This window comes from Verrucomicrobiales bacterium, assembly GCA_016793885.1.
Classification (GTDB): domain Bacteria; phylum Verrucomicrobiota; class Verrucomicrobiia; order Limisphaerales; family UBA11320; genus UBA11320.
Map to the genome: position 1 here is coordinate 62,550 of JAEUHE010000177.1, position 21,229 is coordinate 83,778.

The following is a 21,229-nucleotide window of genomic DNA, read 5'->3' on the forward strand; positions in this document are numbered from 1 at the left end:
TTCCTGATGCGATCAGCGCTTCATCAACGTTTCGTCCAAGTTCAGCAAGACATTGCCAACCACCGTCCAGGCCGCCAACTCCGCCACATCCGCGCCCTTCGGCGCCTCGGACATGGAGGCGACGGCCAGTTCCTTCGCTCGTGAGGCATCGCCCACGAAGCGTTCATAGGTTCGCGCGTAGAGCTTCAGCAACGCGCTCAGCTCCGTCTCGGCCGGTGAACGGCTGAGACACAAACGAAATCCATGACGCGCCTTGTCGGCCGGGGTCGCCCCGGCGCTGGCCATGCGACGTCCCAACGCCTGGGCCGCCTCCAGGTAAACAGGATCATTCAAAGTCACGAGCGCTTGCAGCGGAGTGTTGGAGCGATCACGACGAACCGTGCACACCTCCCGGTTGGGAGCATCGAAAGTAGCCATTGAGGGATAGGGATTCGACCGGCGCCAGGTCGTATAAATGCCGCGCCGATAGCGATCTTCCCCACTGCTGGTCTCCCAGTCGGTGCCGCTGCCGAAGGCGGCCGACAGCCCCATGCGTGGCTGCGGAGGCTTGACCGGTGGACCATACATCTTGGGACTCAACAGCCCACTGACATGCATGGCCTGATCGCGGATCATTTCAGCAGCCAAGCGAAATCGAGGACCGCGGGCCAGCAGCCGATTGTCCGGATCCCTGGCCGACAAGTCCGCCGTCACTTTGGACGATTGCCTATAGGATGCCGAGGTGACCAGGCGCTTCAACAGGGCCTTGGTATCCCAGCCACTCTCCATAAACTCCACTGCCAGCCAGTCCAGGAGCTCCGGATGCGAAGGCAACTCGCCCTGAGCTCCAAACTCTTCGCTCGTCCGCACGATACCAACTCCAAATATCGCCTCCCAAAAACGGTTCACCGCCACTCGGGCGGTCAAAGGGTTGTCCCGGCTGACCAACCAGCGGGCCAGCGAGAGCCGACCCTCGGGTGCGGGCGCTTCTCCCGTCTGGAAAGCCCCCGGCAATCCCTCCGTAACCTCATGCCCCAGATCGAGAAAGTTCCCACGCCGTTGCAAATGAGTCTTTCGACGCTGGTCCTTGGCGAGTTCCCGAAGAATCGGAACGGTGCTGTACGGGCGGACTTCTTCCAATCGCTTTTTGAGGGAAGCCAACCGATCGCGCTCTGGTTTGAGAGCGGGCGCGATCGATAAATAGTAGGACCGTAACTCCTCCACCTGGGACGCGCTCCGTGCTTCCGGGGAAAGCTTCAGCAGAGCCACCAAGGCAGGAGGAGTGCGCACGATTTCAAGGGCTCGGGGATCGGCCGACATGGAGAGACGGAAGCGAGCCAACGTGGCGTACTCATGCTTGGAAACCTGATCGAGATGAATCACCAGATTGGAACCGGAGGCCAGCGGCACGCCGTCAGCCGGCAGGATCGACAGCGAATGAGCTTCCCCGAGACGAGGAGCCACCGCCCAGCCCCGATTGGCAGGATCACGGTTTTCCACGGCGGCGGAGGCTGGAAAGTCCTTCTGGGCGAAGCTCGCCGAGGCAAAGCTCAGCGGGATCGTCCGTCCACCGTTGGGAACCAGCTGCAAGCTCGGGCGTGGAACCTCCTGAACCAATCGCTGCCAAACGCCTTGGCGCGATTCATCCAAGAGAGTCACCTTAAATCCCTTGAGCCGGTCATCCGCTCCGTCCGTTCGATTCCACAGGACCAATCGATCGATCGGCACCATCCCCTGCAAGTCCACTTCCCACCAAGGATCCGTGGAAATCTCAGTGTGCGTGGTCGATTTGGACTTCTCATAATGCCCATCGGTGTTCCCATCGATCGCTCGGCCGGCAGCTCCTTCATAGGCCGTAGTGCTCTGCGTGGCCTTGCCTTGGAGGGCTACGTTGTTGCTTCCACTGAAGACCTGAACCTCCGCCAGGGATAGGATCTTCTCCTTTCCTGGCAGCTCAATCCGAAGGTAACGCGCAGAAGCTCGGACTTCCAACGTGGGCATCAACTCAGCCCGAACGCCGCTCAGCAGGTAGTTGCCGCCGGCATGGCCGACTCCTCGACCGGGCGGGCGCTCATCGGGCAAGGCCTCCAGGCGAAGTGCGGCAAGAAGCGTGTTGGTCTTTACCGGGATCACGGCCGTGTAGGTATCGGTCTTGCCCCCACGATCCGCCAGGACCGAACCGTCATCCTGAATGGCCATTTTGGCGCCCGAAGTCGACCGGACCAGCTCCGGCACCAGAACGCTCCAAGGGATCTCTGTCTGGAAGAGCGCCTCCCACTCGGCTTGTGCCCGGGTCAGCTTAGGGGTCGAGGTGCGCTGAATTTTCTCCGAAGCCGCGATTTCCGACTTAAGCTCCCGCTTGAGCTTCTTTTGCTCCTCGGTAAAAAGACTCAACGAAGGAGACTCGTCGCTCCGATCGGCATCGGCCGTGTTGTTCAAGATCGCAAAGAGCCTGAAATAGTCGTCCTGGCTGATAGGGTCGTATTTATGATCGTGGCACTGAGCACAGGACATCGTAGTCCCCATCCAGACGGCCATGGTGGTATTCACGCGATCCACGACAGCCACATTGCGAAACTCCTCGTCGTTAGTCCCCCCCTCATTGTTGGTCATCGTGTTGCGATGGAAGGCAGTGGCGACCAGCTGCTCGTCCGTGGGATCCGGAAGCAGGTCTCCGGCAATCTGCTCGAGGGTAAACTGGTCGAAGGGCTTATTGGAGTTGAGAGCTCGAATCACATAGTCCCGGTAGGCCCAGATCGTACGACCGGGGTCGTCAGCATAACCGCTGGAATCCGCATACCGAGCCTGGTCAAGCCACAACCGAGCCCAATGCTCCCCGAAACTATCCGATTGCAGGAGCCGATCGACCATCCGCTCATAGGCGCCCTCACCAGTGTCCTTCACAAAGCGGTCGACCTCCTCCAAGGAGGGTGGCAACCCCGTCAAATCCAGCGCCGTCCGACGCAGCAGCGCCGCCCGGTCCGCCTCCGGGGCCGGTCCTAACCCCTCTTTTTCCAAGCGCGCCAAAATGAACGCATCGATCGGGTTCCGGGGCCACCGAGCATGCTTGACCTCGGGCAACGGGGGGCGAACGGGTTTGGCATAAGCCCAATGCCGAGCGTACGGTGCGCCTTGGGCGATCCATCGCCGGAGAATATCCACCTCCTGGGAGCTCAAACGCTTTCCACCTTTCGGCGGAGGCATCAGTTCGTCAGGATCCTGAGTCTCGATCCGGGAAATCAGAGCACTCTTCTCCGGATGGCCAGGCACAATCGCCTGAAAACCACCGAGATCCTCCAGGGCGCCTTCAGGCACATCCAGGCGCAAACCGTGCTTGCCCCCCTTGCGATCATTCGCATCCGGTCCGTGACAGCGAAAGCAATTCTCCGACAGAATCCGACGCACATCTCGATTAAAATCCACTCGATCCGATGCACCCTGGGCCAACTGCGCCGCCAACACGGCCAACCACGCGACGGCGGCAAGCCACAGCCCGCCCAGCGGGGCGATTCCCCGGGCGAACAATGCCGAGGGCGCGGGGGAAAATCCCGGGGCGTCAACCGCAGGAGGCGTCAATGGGCAATTCATGTCGGTCTGTTGGCAACGTGATGACTATTTTCCGGTAATCGATGGAGTCCTGGTGACTCACCTATAGTATAACTGGGCGAGAGAAATGCCTATTCAAAGATTCGGAATTGTGGACAGGAATGCGGTAACGGCACGGGTCCATTGTTCGGGAAAAACTTCAATGGAGGAAGCGTGTCCGAGCTGCGGAAATTCCTGCATGACCCGAGGGCCTGAAATCGCCCGAAAGACCGCGCGCGCTTCCTCGATACGAGCCCGGGGATCGGCGGCCCCGTGCAGGAACAGGGCCGGACAGGTAACGTGACGGGCGTAATCGACGGGGTTGTGCAAGAACCCGTTGAAGCCCATCTGCCAACTTCCCCAGCCCAGCAGCAACTGGGCGAAAGGGAAGGTCGGAAGACCCATGGCTTCGAACCGGTGCTTGACGGTGGTGGAAAGCCGGTCGAACACAGATTCCACAATGATTCCGTCGACCTTCAACCCATGCCGGGCGATGGCACACAACACCGCAGCCGCTCCCATGGATTGACCGTAGAGGATGCACCGGGAGTGGCCCAACACTTCGCGGCCAAACCGCGCGGCTCCCACTACGTCTTCCGCCTCACGAAGCCCAATCGTGGTGTAAGCCTCACTGGATTCGCCCGATCCTCGGAAATCTACCAGTAAGACCGAGTATCCCAGTTCCAAAAACGCCAGGGCCTCCGGCAACAGTCCGCTTTTTTCGGAGGCGTAGCCGTGGAGAAAAATCACCAAAGGGCCCCCACGCTGTTGGCACCGGTACCACCCGCCTAGCTGGACCGATTCCGCCACCGGAATACGAACCGAGCGAGCGTCTGGACCAAGGGCTTCCGCCGACACGGAGGTTCGCGGCCTGGGCAGATCCACCCCGTTCAGCAGCACTTTCAACTTCTGTGAAACACTGAGGGTCTCCGGCTTGCCGGTCTTTTCACGGGCCGAGGAAAACCGCAGCATGGAACGCGCATGGCGATAGGCCAGCGCATTCATGGCCACAAAACCCAAAGCAACTAGGCCAACGCCAGCCTGCATCATTGAGAGTCCAAACATGTGCGATGGCGAGAAGCTAGGGGGAAAAAAGCCAGTTGTCAGGTGCGAATCCAAAACGCAACCCCAGTTTTCAGTTCACTTTTGGTAGGTTTCGATGTCTTGTGACGGCCGCGGGTGCGACCGCCGGGTACCGGTATCAGAACCCTAACGATCATATGAATTCATCCTGCAGTCACTTTGAAGGGGTGTTGGATCGGTATTTCGAGGAAGTCCTCGCCGATCAACCTGTGTTTGCGACCTACTCCGGGCTGCGAAGCGGCGAAGGAAGGCTGGGGAAGACCGGCGAAGCCTTCGAGATGAAGCAAGAGAAACGCCGGCGCCGCACTCTGATGGCGCTGAATGAAATCAACCCCCGGGACCTTTCCCACGAGCAACACCTCGATCGCTTGGCCCTCCGCAGTCAACTGCTCCGCGAGTGTGAAGACTACCAGCGCGGACGCCAAAAGCTGGATCCGTCTGCCGTGGACCAATTGTTGAACTTGCTCCTGCATGAGCTGCAACGCGGAGAAGATGAACCCGGGCGGGCAGCAAAAAACGTACGCTCGATCCTGCGACTGGCCCCGGCCTACCTCGCGGAAGCCGCATCCCTGGTCACATCCCCAGAACCGGTGTGGCGAAGGATTCTGGATCAAACCATCCAAGGAGCCCCGTCCTTATTCAAGGCGGTCAAAGATTTTCTGGGCAGCCACGCTCCAAGCCGCACCGACGAGACCCTCATCGACGCGGCCAGCCGCGCCTGCGAAGGTTACCACACTTCGATTTTCGAGCGAAAACCTGCGCAAAATGGGTCCTTTAGCATCGGACCCGAATGCATGTCGCGACGGGTCAGGGACCAACTGGGCCTGGATTACACTCTGGGCGAGATCGAATCGCTCGCTACCGCCGAGACCGAACGCATCGGCAAGTTGCTCCAAGTGGCGTGCGCGCGTTTCGGTCCCGGAAAACACGCCGACGAGATCATTGCCGATGCCCGGGCGGGATGGGATCCTGGTCCGGACCTGCTGAAGTTTTACCAACGCGAGACCCGTCGCGTGGCCGAAGCTTTCCGATCTTCAAAAGCAGTGAGCTTTCCGCGCAACGAGACACTGGAGGTTCGTCCCGTGCCCGAGTTCATGCGGCATTTATATCCCACCGCGGCGTATTCCTCACCTGGACCATTCGCTCCAAAACAGCGCGGGATCTTCTGGGTCAACGACCTCAGCCTCACCAAAACCACGGCCGCTGAGCAGCGCGCCGAGCGACAGCAGCATTTCGGGCTGAGTCTTACCTGCGCCCATGAGGCCTATCCCGGCCATCACCTCCAGTTCATCACCGCCAATCAGCACCCCCGTCGCTGGCGACGCCTGTTCGCCCACGCGGTCTTTTACGAGGGTTGGACTCTATGGTGCGAGCAGATGATGGTGGACCTCAAGGTGGATCGCTCGCCCTGGCTGAGGGTGCAGCAACTGCACGATGCCCTCTGGCGAGCGCATCGAATTCTGGTGGATCTCCGCCTGCAGACCGGCCGCTACAGCTATGAGCAGGGGGTCAAGCACTTGCAAAAGCATCTGGGTTTCACTTCCGCGCGAGCGTCTGCCGACGTAAATTGGTACACTGCCTCCCCGACGGTGCCCATGAGCTACTGGTTGGGCCGGCTGGAGAATGAGCGACTTCGACAGCGCCTGATGATGGGACGGAAATGGAGCCTGCAGCGCTTTAATGATTGGCTGCTAAGTTTCGGTACTCTGCCTCAGGCCTGGATTGAGAAGTATGGCCTCGACTGAACAGAACCATGGTGCTGGCGTTCCATAAGCCCTACGGAGTACTTTCGGCCTTCACCCCGGACGGCTCACCGCATCGAACCCTGGCTGAATTCGGCTTCCCTCGGACGGTGTATCCGCTGGGAAGATTGGATGCCGACTCCGAAGGTTTACTGCTCCTCAGCGACGAAAAGGAACTGAACCATCGCCTGCTCAACCCAAAGTTCCAGCATCGGCGAACCTATTGGTCCCAGGTAGACCAGTGGCCCACCGGGGAAGCCCTTCATCGGCTTCAGAGCGGCGTGAAGCTCCCGGATCATCAGTGCCTGCCCTGCCGCGCTTGGGTTCTAGAGCCACAACCCAAACTACCAGAACGGGTTCCACCCATCCGAATGCGCAAAAATATCCCCACCTGTTGGGTCGGACTGACGTTGACGGAGGGGAAAAACCGACAGGTACGCCGCATGACTGCCGCGGTCGGACATCCGACGCTCCGCTTGATCCGAGTTCAAATTGGAGAGATCCGCCTGGGGGATTTAGCCCCCGGGAGCTGGGTGACCCTCAACGATGCCGACCGCCAGCTGATCTTTGTGCAAAGTTAACTCCGCCGTTCAAATGTAAGCGCCACCGAGGCAGAGTGTTGCCATGGGGTTCCAACCTCCGTGGGGTGGGGGTAATAGAGATGATCGGGCTGATCGAAGATCCCCGTCATCGATCCTCCGAAAACACCGAGCGATCACCTAGCGATGCCACGGCTGGGGAGGGACCGGTGGGACCCCGGGCGGGGGGGAGACGGCATTGGTGGCCCCCGAACCGGTTGTCTACGCGAAGTGTCGAGCAACCCTGGAGTTCCTGACCCAGCCGTACCGATTATTTCATACGTACGTATGGAATAATCGGTTGGAGTGCCGGGGAGACTTTCTAAATGCTCAATGGCTGCTCCATCCTAGGGGCCTCCCATAGAACCAATCTCACCCACTTCTGATCCCCCCGCAACGGGGCGCGTTTTTCTGATGGCCAATCAGCAGCTTCTGGTCCATAGTAATCAGGCCTAAACCCTGGAATCGAACGTCGTAACATCTGCCGTAACAACTGTGCCCCAATCACGTATGAAGCCCCAGAAAGCCTTGCGCTTCCTTCTTCTGCTCCTCGGCCTGACCTCCTCAAACCTCGTCCTAGCCCAGGACGGCCTGATCGTTTCGGAGATCCTTGCCGCCAACTCAAACACGATCAAAGACGATGCCGGAGAGTCCTCCGACTATGTGGAACTCTATAACGGAGGCACCGCACCCGTGAATCTAGCAGGTTACTACCTCACGGATACGGCGGCAAATCTGACTCAATGGCAGTTTCCAGCCACGAACCTGCCTGCGGGTCGTCACCTGCTGATTTGGGCTTCCGGACGCGATCGCCGGGTGGCTGGCGCCCCCCTGCATACCAACTTCAGGTTGGGGCAATCCGGAGAGGCTATTTACCTGGTGAAGCCGGATAGGCAGATCGCGCATGGCTTCGAGTTCGGTCCGCAGGCCACGGACCGTTCCTACGGGCTTACCGCTGAGGTTCTATCCACCACCAGTCTGGTAGCGAGCGGAGCTCAAGCCCGTTACCTGGTCCCGACCAACAACGCCTTCGCACACACCAACACGCTGGCTGCCAACCGTTGGACCTCGCCTACCTTCAACGACAGCACTTGGCGGACCGGAGCCACCGGCTTCGGGTTCGATAGCGTTCCCGCCAGTTTGCTGACCCCATTCATCGGCACCGACACCCGGGCCCTGATGTTTGAGGCCACCTCCAAAAGAAGCGGGTTGTATGCACGGATTCCCTTCACCATCCCGGACCTCAATCAGATTGCCAATCCCTCCTTGCAGATCCGCTACGACGATGGGTTCATCGCCTACCTCAACGGAGTCGAATTCGCCCGACGCGGATTCACCAACACCTCTACTCCAAACTTCAACAGCACCGCCCAAACCAGCCGGACCAATTCCGCGGTCATCATCCCGGAATCGCTCACCGCGCTGAATCTCTCCGGCAACCTTCGGCAAGGGGAGAACGTCCTGGCGATTCATGGTCTCAACCGCTCCAGCACCGACCTCGACTTCCTCATCCAGCCGGAGCTGACGTCCACCGCCATCCGCTACAGCACCAACAGCTCCTCCGAGCGTTACTTCCCGGTGCCTTCACCGGGTGGCGCCAACACCGTTGGCTTTGAAGGCGCTTCCGGCGAAGTCACGTTCTCCACCTCGAGCACCACGTATTTCAACCCCTTTGAACTGGTCCTGACCTCGACGGAGCCCACGACCTTGAGCAAGATCTACTACACGATCAACGGCAGTGTCCCCACCACCAATTCCCTGCTCTACAGTGGTCCGATCCAGATTACGAACAGTGTCCAGGTCCGCGCACGGCTCTTCGATCCAGGCTTCCTCCCTGGCCCCGTGAGGACGGAGGCCTTCATGCGATTGAATGCTCAAATGCGCACAGCCTCGTCGGACCTGCCCATGATCCTGGTGCACAGCTTCAACTCGGGAGCCTTCGATCAAACCCTGAAGCGCGCCTGCGTGCTCTTCGTGCACCAACCCGTGCAAGGCCGAGCCTCCTTCACCAACGCGCCGGACCAGGTGTTCCGCGCGGGCCTGAAGATCCGCGGCTCAAGCACGGCAGGAAACCCGAAGTACAACTGGGCCGTGGATGCCTGGGATGAAGAAAATCGCGACACCGACATCCCGCTGCTCGGAATGCCCGAGGGCTCAGAGTGGGTCTTCCACGCACCGTTCAACTTCGATCCCTCGCTCTTTCACAACCCCCTGGCCAGCCAGATGAGTGAGGACATTGGGCGCTACGCCTCCCGCTATCGATTCGCGGAAGTCTACCTCAACGAAGGGGCTAGTACGAGCACCAACTCCATCATAGCCCCGCGCAACTACTTCGGTGTCTATAACATCATGGAACGAATCGGCGTGGGACCGAACCGGGTCGACATCGACAAGCTCAGCGGCGTGGATGTGCAGGCTCCCGAAGTCAGCGGAGGTTATCTGTTGAGCATCGATCGCGATTTCGGAGGCACGCCCGGCTTCACCGCAGCGGGCCAAACCCTCAATTACATTGAGCCAAAGTACGAGGACATCTCACTGCCCGAGCGGGATCCCCAGGAGAAATACATCGCCGCCTGGTTTAATGAATTTGGACGGTCCCTAGGCGCCTCCACGTTGACGAACCCGGTCACCGGCTACACTCCGTTGGTGGATATCGGCGCAGCCATCGACCACCACCTGATCAATGTCATTTCCTTCAACGTCGATGCTCTCCGGCTCAGCGGCTATCTCTACAAGGAACGGGACAAGCCCGGGCAGCGTGGCCGTCTGGTCTTCGGTCCGGTCTGGGACTTCGACCGCGCCTTCGGCTCCACCGACGGCCGGGATGCTGACCCGCTGGTCTGGAAATCGCAGACTGGGGACGGAGGCACGGATTTCTTTAACTACCCCTGGTGGGACCGCATGTTCCGGGATCCAAACTTTTGGCAGGCCTATATCGACCGTTTTCAGGAATTGCGTGAAGGTGTGTACAGCACAGCTGCGCTATTCGAAACCATGGACCGTCTCAACGACCAGGTGAAGGAATCGGCAGCACGCGACCTCACCCGCTGGTCGAACGCGAAGCGGGGTGGCAACCAAGCAGGAGAGCTGGCGTTCTTCAAGAACTGGATGCGCCGTCGGCTGGAGTTCATGGACGGGAACTTCAAACCCAAGCCTGACACCACTCTCGCCTCCGGACAGGTGGCGCCTGGCACCAAGCTGACCCTCAACGCGGCCCCCGGCGGAACCATCTACTACACCCTGGATGGCACCGATCCGCGCGCGCTGCACGGCGGCTTGGATCCCAAGGCCATCCCCTATACCGAGCCGATCACCATCACTTCCGAAACCCGACTCGTGGCCCGCGTCCGCGATCTCGCTCACCGGAATCTAACCGGGGCCGGCAATCCGCCCATCAGTTCGCCCTGGTCCGGACCGCTGAAGGCTCGCTATACCCTGGAGGCCTGGGTTGCACCGGGCGACCTCGCCGTCACCGAGATCAACTTCCACCCGTCCGCGCCGACCAGCGCCGAAACCAACGCAGTCCCCGGGGTCTCAAACTCGGACTTCGAGTTCCTCGAGCTTCAAAACCTAACCAACCAGAAGCTCGACCTCTATGGGGCCAAATTTACCAAAGGGATGACCTTCACCTTTACCGACAACAGCATCTACACCCTGGAGCCGCAGGAGATCGTGGTCCTCGTGAAAAACCAAGCCGCCTACACGGCGCGCTATGGGAATGCGGGTCGCATCGCCGGCGTGTTCACCGGCTCTCTCAACGACGCGGGTGACACCGTGCGTTTGGAGGATTCACGTGGCATCCAACTGCTGGAGTTCACCTACAGTGACAGCTGGCATCCCACGACCGATGGACTGGGCTTCAGCCTGGAGCGGGTCGATCTGGAAGCGGGCGATGGCAGCAAAGAAGCCTGGAGCGCGAGCACCGCGGCTGGCGGCTCCCCCGGTTTCTCACGTCCGAACGTCCCGGCACTACCGCTGGTGCTCGTCAACGAGGTCCTCGCCAATCCCGGATCACAAGCCTCCGACAGCATTGAGCTTCTGAATCGAAGCAGCGCTCCGGCGAATATCTCCGGATGGTTCCTTACCGATGACCGGAGCCAGCCTTTCAAGTACCGGTTTCCCAACAACACCGTTATTGGCGCCGGGGCCTTTTCGACCGTGTCCAATACACTCTTCAACGCCGCTAGCCTCGACACGAACGCTTTCGGCTTGAGCAGCCATGGCGACAGCGTGTGGCTGTTCTCGGCCGATGCAGCGGGCAAGCTGACGGGTTACGCCCACGGGTTCAACTTCGGCGCCTCCGATCCCGGAGTCTCCTTCGGTCGTTACCTGCTGACCCATGGCAAAGAGGTGTTCCCATCACAACGCGAAGTCACGCTGGGACGCGCCAACACCGGCCCCAAGATCGGGCCAGTGGTCATCCGCGAAATCCACTACCATCCGTCGGACTTGCCGGCCAACGGAGCCTACTGGAACAACACGCTGGACGAATACATCGAGATTCAGAACATCTCGAGCGCGCCGCTCGCCCTCTATGACGCTGCCTCGGGCAACGAATGGCATGTGCGCGGGGACGCGGACTTTAACTTCCCCACGAACTCCGCAATGGCCGCCGGCGAAGTGGTCCTCTTGGTCAAATTCGACCCAGCCGCCGGGGACCTGGCCGACGCGTTTCGAGCCAAGTTTGGCGTGAGTGCATCCATCCGGTTGTTCGGACCGCTGGAAGGCGACCTGAACAACGATCAGGGCGACGTCCGCATCTCCAAGCCTGGCCCCGAGGATGCTGACACGGGCGATATCTCCTATGTGACCGTGGATGAAGTGGATTACCTCGACCACTCCCCTTGGACGCCCAGCGCGGATGGTGCCGGCGCATCGCTCCAACGAATCGACACCGCCTCCTACGGAAACGATCCCGCCAACTGGAAAGGTGCGTTGCCAAGCCCCGGCGCGAACACGCCAACCGGTCAAGCACCGGTTATTACCCTCCAACCAGCGAGCAAAACGGTGGTCGCCGGAACCTCCACGACTCTCACCGTTGGAGCCACCGGCGAAGGTGCCCTCAAATATCAATGGCGGTTCGACGGCCGGAATCTGCCCGGCGCCAACGGGACTTCTCTCACGCTCAACCCGCTCGTGATGGAGGACGCTGGCTCCTACTCCGCTGTGGTCATCGGCGCCGCCGGCTCGGTCGCAAGCGATCCAGCCATCCTGACCGTGCTCCAACCCGCCACTATCATCACCCATCCCGAGACCAGGAACGTTCGTCCGGGAACTAACGTCACCTTCTCCGTCAAGGCAACCGGGAGCGGGAACCTGTCGTATCAATGGTTCCGGGATGGGCAGCTCATTCCGGGGGCTACCGATCGATTCCTGAGCCTGCAGAATGTTCAGCTCGCCGATGTAGCAAACTACACCGTGCAAGTGACGGATTCCATCGGTTCATCCTTGAGCAATCCGGCGCGTCTCAATGTGTTGGTCCGTCCCTCCTTTGTCTACCAACCCTCGAGCCAGGTAGCTCTGGTGGGCGATACGGTTCAATTCGAAGTCGAGATGGCCGGCTTGGAGCCGTTCTCGTATCGCTGGCGGAAAGCCAATGCCGCGGGCACCAGCTTCTCGAACATCACCGGTGCTACGAATCGCACCTATCGTCTGACCAATGTCCAGCTGACCAATGCCGGTCTGTACTCAATCACGGTCACAAACATGGCGACCACCTCCACCGGCACCAACAGCCTCAGTGTGCGGCTCATCGTGATGAACGATGCCGACAAAGATGGCGTCGGGGATGAATGGGAGGCTCTGTATGGTTTCTCCAGCAGCAATGCCACCGATGCCAATCGGGATGATGACGGTGATGGGCGAACCAACCGGGAAGAGTTCATCGCCGGCACGGATCCCAAGAACCCAAGCAGTGTGTTGCGCATTGACTCGATTCAAACCACCACCAACCGCACGTCCCTGTCCTTGGTCTCCCGCAAGGATCGAGGTTACACGGTGCAATTCCGCGAGGCACTGAACCGTGGGTCGTGGCAGACCGCGTTGCACGTTCCCGGGCGCACGAATAATGACGCCGCCGTAACGGTGTTCGATCCGCTGCCAGGCTCTGCTGTCCGGTTCTACCGGCTGATTGCTCCGCAGGAAGTCGTCTCCGTGGGAAGTGGGCCAAAGATCGTCTCCAGCCCAGTGACTCAGACCGTCGACGAAGGAGATCCGGTCGTCTTCGAGGTGCTGGCGGTAGGAGAGGGTCAGGTCACCTATCAATGGTTCAAGAATGGGGAGCCCATCGCGAATGAAAATGCGTCGACCCTGTCCATCGTCTCAGCGAAGCCGGCTGATCAAGCCATCTACACCGTCCGTGTCCAGGATGCCGATGCCACCGACACCACGGAACCCGCCCAGTTGGTCGTGCTTCAAAAGCCGACCCTGGTCAGGCAACCCGAAAGCCAGGTTGCCGCGATTGGAAGCAACCTCACCCTGACGGTGGAGGCCACTGGCGTGGGCACACTCAGCTACCAATGGCTGAAGGATGGCCAGCTGATCGACGGTGCCACGGGCGCCTCCCTCTCCATCAATGGAGTCAAGGCCTCCGACGCCGGAAGCTATAGTGTGTCCGTGCGGATGCAGACCGTGAACGGCCAGCAAAAGCGGACCAGCAATCCCGCGATCGTGCGCATCAGCGAATAAACGGCAAAGGGGTGTAGCCCTCTACACCCGCCGCAAGACTCATCACCACCCTACCCCCTCGGCCCCGAAAGGAGCCGAGGGGGTATTGCTTTGCGGACGGCCGAATGAAATGCTCGGCCTACGACATGCTCCCGCAACGCATAGGAATCATCGCCGACGACCTGACTGGCGCGACGGATACGGCAGCGGTTTTTGCCGCGGCCGGATTTAGATCCGCTGTCGCGATCGACTCAAAGAAACTCAACACCTCCGAGGCCGAGGTCCTCTGTGTCACTACCAATACCCGGCAGGAAAAACCTGAACTCGCTGCCTCCAAAGTCCGCCAAGCCTCCCAGCGGCTCCGCAGAGCAGGATACGCAATCCGCTATAAGAAGCTGGATTCCACAGCCAAGGGCAACATCCTCGCCGAGGCGGTGGCCCTGCGCGATGACCTGGGGTTTCCGAAGATCCTCATCTGCACTGCCAATCCGAAGCACGGACGCACCGTCATTCATGGGACGCTCTGGATCCGAAACGAAACGGCGGTTGATCTCCGCCTGCGCTTCAAGGGCCAGACGAGCGGTGACATCCTTTGGGTGCACCAACCCATCTCGGCAACCCGCCTCCAACGAATGCTGCCCGGGTCTCCTTCGGTGTGGGTATGCGATGCGGCTGATGCCAAGGATCTATCGAAACTAGTCCGGTGGGCCGAAGCCCACCCCGGGGAATTCTTGCTGACCGGATCGGCGGGCATGGCTGTGGAACTGGCCGAACTCCTCAAAAGTGAGTCCATGCTCGCGGGGCATTCACCAGGCAAAAGGGTTCGGTCGGAACCGGCTTCCCCACCTCTGCCCGGAGGTCGGAAGCCAGTGTTGTTGATCATCGGCTCCAATGATCCCAGGACCGCTGAACAGCTTGAAGCACTCACCCAGCAACGACTCACACTTCAGCTCAACCCGACTGCTAGCCTTCCCTTGGCCCTCGAGTCGACCCTCATCCGCGCCGGAGTTGTGGTGCTGCGTCTACCGGTCAACCAAGCAGCGCCAGAATTCCTGAGACGATGTTTGAAGCCTCTCAAGCCACTGCTGGCAGAGCAAAGATTCGGCAGCCTGCTGATGTCGGGAGGCGACACCGCTCTCCTCGTCTGTGAATGGCTTGGTACTACCGGAATCGCCATCGGAGGAGAACTTCTACCGGGGCTGGTGTGGGGACGCCTCCAGGAAGGAATCTCCCCGGGGTTGGTGGTGTGCACCAAGCCTGGAGGATTCGGAACCGGCGAAAGCCTGGTCACCGCCACCGATTTGCTCACCGGAGAGCGCACTCAGGTCAAAGCGGCAAAACCGAAAAACCCAGTTGCACGGAGCTAAACCCAAAACCGGGAATGGATTAACCACGGATTTCACGGAGGACACGGATTAAGAAGGCATTGTGACATTCTGGAGCACGAGTTCGCACTCCCTCTCAGGGTGATGAGGGTCTTCCTTCCAAGTCTTTGCGGATCCGTGTCCTCCGCGAAATCCGTGGTTTCCATTCTCCTTTTTAGGCAAAAGGACCGGGAGGACATCGAGTGAGCTTTTGGGCAGGATGTCCCAGTCTCACCACCCCCTCCCCCACGACCTATCGCGGCTATTTTCCGATCAAGTGCCCGATTGAGCCGCCGATAGAACCCCTGTTTGGCAGGAAGAATGTCTTGAACAATCCCGGGGCCTCAGCCATCTAAACGTCGTGCGGACGATCAGAACAGTCTTACTCGCCTTTCTGGCCTTGGCCTGGCTGCCACTGACGTCCCACTGCAAACTGGCCGCACTCCTTGACTCTGACTTCCTCCGCTGTCACCACACGGCGCACACCTCAAACGACGGTAACGAACCGTGCCACGAAGAGGCTTGCTGCCAGGTCGAATCATCGAAGTACCACCTACCCCGCCAGCAAGAGATCATTCCCGTGATGGGGAACTGGGCGCTGTCCGCGGAGGAACTCGTTGTCTCTCAGTCTGCATCGCCACCCGACCCCAAGCTCGACCTCCTGACGGCGGCTCCACCGGATCTACCCAGTAGCTGGCAGTTTACCCTTCGTACCGCCCTTCCCGTCCGTGCTCCTGCTTCGGCTTCCTAGTTAGCCATCGCTTCCTGCGACGGCTTACCCCCTGCTCGTCCCGCCCAGCGCTCTGATGCGCCGGCCGACAAATCCCGTTTTCGTGGCAGTCTGGAATTTCCGTGTGCTGACTCAGTCTCAAGCAAGTTATGAAGCATTCAACTCATTGGTGCGGACCGGTCTCGGTGGCTGCCCTCGTCTTATTCCTTCAGGCGGGGCACGAGGGGCAGGCTCAGGAGGCTGCCGTCGCCTCCTTCCCCACCAACAACAGCCCGCGGACCATCGAGGCGCTGGTGGTGGAAGCCTTGGAGAACAACCCTGAACTCAAGTTCTACGAGGTCGAGATCCGTGCCGCCAAAGCCGGAAGAAAATTCGCCGCCTCGTTGGCCAACCCAGAACTGAGCGGCAGCGTCGGACGGAAAACACTCCACGGCAACGGCCTCAGCGCCGAGGGGGTGGCGTGGTCCGTGTCGGTGGTGCAGCCCTTCGAATGGCCCGGGCGGATCGCCCTGCGAAAAGCGATCGCGAATCAGGATCTCGAACTGGCCGAGCTGGGTTCGGAACGATTTAAAGCGTCCCTCGCCGGTCGCATCCGCACTCTGGCATTCAACCTGTTCGCCACCCAGGAAAAGTCGGCCGCCGCGATGGAAGTTGCGGAGCGTTTCCGCGACCTGCGCGAGGTCTTGATTCAGCGGGATCCCGCAGGACTGACGCCTTTGTTGGAAACGCGGGTCATCGAGGCCACCGAACTGAACGCCCAACGCAAGGCCTCCGCGGCGGCGCTAGCCAGCCAAGCCGCCATGCTGGAACTCAATCAACTGCGCGGCAGCGCTCCCGACGCCCCCCTGGTCGTGCAACAGCCTCAGCTGATGTTTCCAACGGTGCCCGACCGGGAGATGCTGCGATCCTGCGCTCGAACCAACAACTTCGAACTGCGCGCACGCGCCGTCGAACTGGCTCAGCAGGGGTTCCGGGTCAGCCTGGCCAAGAATGAGCGCTACCCAACCCTCTCGGTAGGCCCCTCCCTCTCGGAAGAGCGGGCGGGCGAGCGCGAGCGTGTCATCGGCGTCGGCATCTCACTGCCTCTCCCGCTCTGGAACCGCAATCAGGCCAATATCCAATCGGCCATCTCTCGACACGCACAGGCGGAGATCTCGCTCGCGGTTGCGGAACGCGATATCCAGCGGCAAGCACTCGAAGCCTCCCTGACTTATGAAATCAAACGAAAGGAGATGGAAAAATGGCGCCCTGATTCGGTGCAGCATTTTCGCGAGGCAGCCGAGTTGGCGGACCGTCACTATCGGCTGGGCGCAGTTCCAATTTCGACGTATGTCGAGCTGCAGAAGCAGTATCTCGAGGCGGTGGAAGGGTTACTCGACACCAAAAAAGAGGCGCTCGAAGCCGCGATGCGACTCGAGTCACTCACCGGCTTGCCCCTCATGGTTCTCGGAACGCCCAGGACGGAGGGAATCCGATGACCAGGCCCTACGCACGCGCGTTGCCATTCCTGCCCATCCTCTTCCTCCTCGGGATGGTGCTGGCAGGTTGCGGCGACCGCAAAGAACACAGCCATGGCCATGACCATGGCCCAGGGGAGGAGCACGGACACCATCATGGGCATGAGGGGACGTCTCCCTCCGGCGCCTCGTTCAAGGCAGGCCAGGGAGTCACTCTCACCCAGGAAACCAAGCAGCTCCTCGGGGTGGAGGTCGTCGAAGTCACGCCTCAAACCATTCACCATCAAATCCGCTTCACACTCCAGGTTTTCAGCGAACAGCACCGTCATGTTTCGAACCCAGACGATCACAGCGGATGCGACGTCCACGGTTCGGGTTTGCTGCCGTCCGACGCTCTTCCACTCGCCAAGCCAGGACAAGCTGTCGAGGTAATCAAGCAGACCAACAGCATTCTTAACGGGGTGGTTCTCTCCGTGCACAATGCGCTCGTGCTCGGCGAGCCTGAGATCATCGTTGGAGTCTCCAACGCCACCCAAACACTCAAGCACGGGGAGTTCGTGCCTGCCCGCATCCTAATTCCCCAAAGCCAGGCTCAGGCTGCCATCCCCCAGTCCGCCGTTTTGCACGCGGCGGAAGGCTCGTTCGTCTACGTGGTCAATGGGGACGCTTATCTGCGCACCGCGGTCAAGGTCGGCGCCGAAGACAACGACATGGTGGAGATCACCGACGGCCTGCTGGAAGGCGACCAGGTGGTCAGCCGGCCGGTGCAAACCCTGTGGCTCATCGAACTCCGCGCCACCAAAGGCGGCGGCCACTCCCACTAACCCCCTGCCCACCATGCTTGACCGCCTTCTCGAATTCTCCGTGCGCCAGCGCGCGTTCGTGCTCCTGGCCACGGTCCTCCTCGTCGCCATCGGCGTGTGGTCGGCGCTTCGGCTGCCCATCGACGCCGTCCCCGATATCACCAACATCCAAGTCCAGATCAACACTGCCGTCGGCGCGTTGGCGCCGGAGGAGATCGAGAAGCTAGTCACTTTCCCCATAGAAAACGAGATGTCGGGGCTGCCGGGACTGACGGAGCTGCGTTCACTCTCCAAGTTTGGCCTCTCCCAGGTGAACCTCATCTTTGAGGACGGGACCGACATTTATCGCTCCCGGCAATTGGTCAGCGAGCGTCTCCAAACGGCACTGGATGATTTACCGCCCGGGCTTACACCCAAGCTCGCACCCATCAGCACAGGTTTGGGTGAAATCTTCTACTACGTCGTCGATTACAAGCCGGGAGCCACCAACAAACCGGTGACGCGCGAGGCGCAGCTCATGGAGCTGAAGCTCCTCCACGACTACCTGATCAAACCCAGGTTGCGCTCCACCCCCGGCCTGGCGGAAGTGAACACCACCGGCGGCTACGAGAAGCAAATCGTGATTCAACCCAATCCCGACAAACTGAAAAGTGTTGGCATGTCCTTCAGCGAGATCGCGGAAAGCGTGGGCGAGAATGTGGAGAACGCAGGCGGTGGCCTGATCAACCTCGGAGGCGAGGCAGTGACGATTCGAGCGGCCGGCCGGGTGCAAACCACGGAAGACATCGAACGGCTTCCGCTCAAGTTCGGCTCGCGCCCCACCCCCTTGCGCGTCAAGGACGTGGCGGATGTCGGCATTGGAAAGGCAGTGCGGACCGGATCAGCCACCTACAACGGGGAGGAAACCGTGCTTGGATCCGCCTTGATGCTGGCCGGTGAAAACAGCCGCATCGTCGCCCGCCGGGTGAAAGACAAACTGGGGGAAATCCAAACCCGGCTCCCGTCCGATGTTCAGATCATCCCGGTCTATGACCGAACGATTCTCGTCGACCGCACGATTCGCACCGTAGAGACCAGCCTATTCGAGGGTGCCATTCTGGTGGTGGCGGTTTTGCTGCTGATGCTCGGCAACTGGCGGGCGGCATTCATCGTCGCCTTGGCCATCCCGCTGTCCTTGATGTTCGCCATGACCGGCATGGTGCAAACCAGGGTCTCCGGAAACCTGATGAGCCTCGGGGCGATCGATTTTGGACTCATTGTGGACGGTGCCGTCGTGATGGTCGAAAACATCATCCGCCATCTGGCTGAAAAGCAGCACAAACTGGGACGCCGCCTGACCCCAGGCGAGCGTATCCATGAGGTCCTCGCTTCGGCGAAAGAGGTGGCCAACCCGATGTTCTACGGCGTCTGCATCATCACCGTCGTCTATGTTCCCATCCTGGCGCTCACCGGCATCGAAGGAAAAATGTTCAAACCCATGGCGATCACCGTGATCTTCGCCCTGGTCGGGTCCATGGTCTTGGCGCTCACCTTCATGCCCGCTCTTTGCTCCTACCTGCTCGGTGGGAATATAAAGGAAAAGGACAGCTTTCTGGTGAACTGGGCCAAAGCCATCTACGCTCCCGTCCTGCGGTTTGGCCTCCAATTTCGCTGGATAGTCACCAGCGCGGCACTGGGGCTTCTGGTTCTCTCCGTCATGGTTTTCAACCGGCTCGGAGCGGAGTTTGTGCCGCAACTGGACGAGGGCTCCTTCGCCACGCACATGATCCGCACCACCAGCATCGGCATCGACGCCAGCCTGGAGATGCAACAGCAGGGCGAAAAGCTGCTCTTGGCGAAGTTTCCCGAAGTGGCCTACACCTTCAGTCGCCTGGGTACAGCCGAGATTGCCAGCGATCCCATGGGGGTCAACGTGGCCGATACCTACATCATGTTTAACCCGCTCGATCGCTGGCGAAAGGTGGATGGGAAAACGATCAGCAAGGAGGAGCTCGCCAACCTGATGACCTTGGAACTCGGGAAGCACCTTCCGGGCGAGGGACACCTGTTCAGCCAGCCGATCGAAATGCGCTTCAACGAAATTCTGGAAGGAACGCGCGCGGATGTGGCGGTCAAGGTCTTCGGGGAGGACTTCTCGGTGATTGAAAGGATCGCCGGGGAAATCCGTGAAATCCTCGAGGCAGTGCCCGGTGCTGCGGATGTCGAGTTCGATGCCCTCGGTAAATCTCCCTTGTTGGAAATCGTCCCGAACCGCGAAGCGATGGGGAAATACAATCTGCACGCCGCCGAACTCAATCGAGTGGTCGGAGTTGCGCTCGCAGGACAGGAGGTCGGCAAGCTGATCGAGGGCAATCGCCGCTTCGACATCGTCATCCGGTTGGACGAAAAATCTCGGGAAAGGATCCAAGATCTCAAACGGCTGCCAGTTCGTTTGGACGACGGCGGACTGCTCACTCTCGGCCAGATGGCTGATTTCAAAATGGTCGAGCAGGTCGCCGCGATCGCCCGGGAATACAGCCAGCGGCGCGCTGCCATCATGGTCAATCTCCGCGGACGCGACGTGGAAACCTTCGTGCTGGAAGCCCAGAAGCGGATAGCCGATCAGATTAAACTGCCGGACGGTTACACGATCGAGTTTGGCGGCCAGTTCAAGAACCTCATCGAAGCCCGCCGACGTCTGAGTCTCGTTGTCCCGGCGGCGCTGGGACTCATCTTCGTTCTGATCTTTGCAGCTCTGCAAAGTTTGCGCCAGTCCCTGCTGGTATTCCTGGCAGTTCCACTGGCCGTGACCGGCGGCGTGTTCGCGCTCTGGGCGCGCGACCTGCCCTTCAGCATTTCAGCAGGAGTTGGCTTTATCGCCCTGTCCGGCATCGCCGTGCTCAACGGGCTCATGATCATCACGTTCTTCAATCAGCTCCGCGAACGCGGCGCGGATGTGCGGACCGCAGTCTGGGACGGTTCACTGCTCCGGCTGCGCCCGAAGCTGATGACCGCCATGGTGGCATCCCTCGGCTTCGTTCCTATGGCCATCGCGAGCGGTGCCGGCGCGGAGGTTCAGCGCCCCCTGGCCACCGTTGTGATTGGCGGAATTATCAGCTCCACGTTCCTCACTTTGGTCCTGCTGCCGACGTTCTACGAATGGCTGGAACGAAGGGTCAAATCTACCGAGAGCTCGTCGATGGAAGGGCCTTCGGATGAAGGCAATCTCCCGCCCGTCGCGCCCACAAACACCACCCCATAGC

10 protein-coding genes are annotated in these 21,229 nt (G+C 60.2%); 8 read left to right on the top strand and 2 right to left on the bottom strand.

Annotated elements, in window-relative coordinates; translation table 11 throughout:
- Window positions 1-12: 12 nt before the first annotated feature.
- Both JNN07_19730 and JNN07_19735 read right to left on the bottom strand, forming a co-directional pair.
- Window positions 13-3,567 carry a DUF1553 domain-containing protein gene (locus JNN07_19730; protein ID MBL9169975.1) on the bottom strand — a complete coding sequence of 1,185 codons (3,555 nt, stop codon included), beginning with the start codon at window positions 3,565-3,567 and terminating at the stop codon, window positions 13-15.
- 93 nt (window positions 3,568-3,660) lie between these two features.
- Window positions 3,661-4,629 (bottom strand): alpha/beta fold hydrolase, encoded by a 969-nt coding sequence (locus JNN07_19735; protein MBL9169976.1) that lies wholly within the window; start codon window positions 4,627-4,629, stop codon window positions 3,661-3,663.
- Window positions 4,630-4,784: 155 nt separating this feature from the next.
- Between JNN07_19735 and JNN07_19740 the strand changes: the two genes are divergently transcribed.
- From JNN07_19740 to JNN07_19775, 8 genes are all read left to right on the top strand, one after another.
- Complete coding sequence (locus JNN07_19740; protein MBL9169977.1) at window positions 4,785-6,392, top strand: DUF885 domain-containing protein; 1,608 nt, start codon at window positions 4,785-4,787, stop codon at window positions 6,390-6,392.
- Window positions 6,393-6,400: 8 nt separating this feature from the next.
- The gene (locus JNN07_19745; GenBank protein ID MBL9169978.1) at window positions 6,401-6,970 is read left to right on the top strand and encodes a pseudouridine synthase; all 570 of its coding nucleotides are present in this window, start codon (window positions 6,401-6,403) and stop codon (window positions 6,968-6,970) included.
- 507 nt (window positions 6,971-7,477) lie between these two features.
- Window positions 7,478-13,654, top strand: coding sequence for an immunoglobulin domain-containing protein (locus tag JNN07_19750; GenBank protein ID MBL9169979.1), 6,177 nt, complete (start codon window positions 7,478-7,480; stop codon window positions 13,652-13,654).
- Between the two features lie 104 nt (window positions 13,655-13,758).
- Window positions 13,759-15,000 carry a four-carbon acid sugar kinase family protein gene (locus JNN07_19755; protein MBL9169980.1) on the top strand — a complete coding sequence of 414 codons (1,242 nt, stop codon included), beginning with the start codon at window positions 13,759-13,761 and terminating at the stop codon, window positions 14,998-15,000.
- Window positions 15,001-15,358: 358 nt separating this feature from the next.
- Window positions 15,359-15,748 carry a hypothetical protein gene (locus JNN07_19760; GenBank protein ID MBL9169981.1) on the top strand — a complete coding sequence of 130 codons (390 nt, stop codon included), beginning with the start codon at window positions 15,359-15,361 and terminating at the stop codon, window positions 15,746-15,748.
- A 128-nt stretch (window positions 15,749-15,876) separates the two neighbouring features.
- Window positions 15,877-17,205, top strand: a complete 1,329-nt coding sequence (locus tag JNN07_19765; GenBank protein ID MBL9169982.1) for a TolC family protein — start codon at window positions 15,877-15,879, stop codon at window positions 17,203-17,205.
- Window positions 17,202-18,008 (top strand): efflux RND transporter periplasmic adaptor subunit, encoded by an 807-nt coding sequence (locus tag JNN07_19770; protein ID MBL9169983.1) that lies wholly within the window; start codon window positions 17,202-17,204, stop codon window positions 18,006-18,008. Before JNN07_19765 ends, JNN07_19770 begins: the two co-directional genes overlap by 4 nt.
- 13 nt (window positions 18,009-18,021) lie before the next feature.
- Window positions 18,022-21,228, top strand: coding sequence for an efflux RND transporter permease subunit (locus JNN07_19775; GenBank protein ID MBL9169984.1), 3,207 nt, complete (start codon window positions 18,022-18,024; stop codon window positions 21,226-21,228).
- The last annotated feature ends 1 nt before the right edge of the window (window position 21,229 follow it).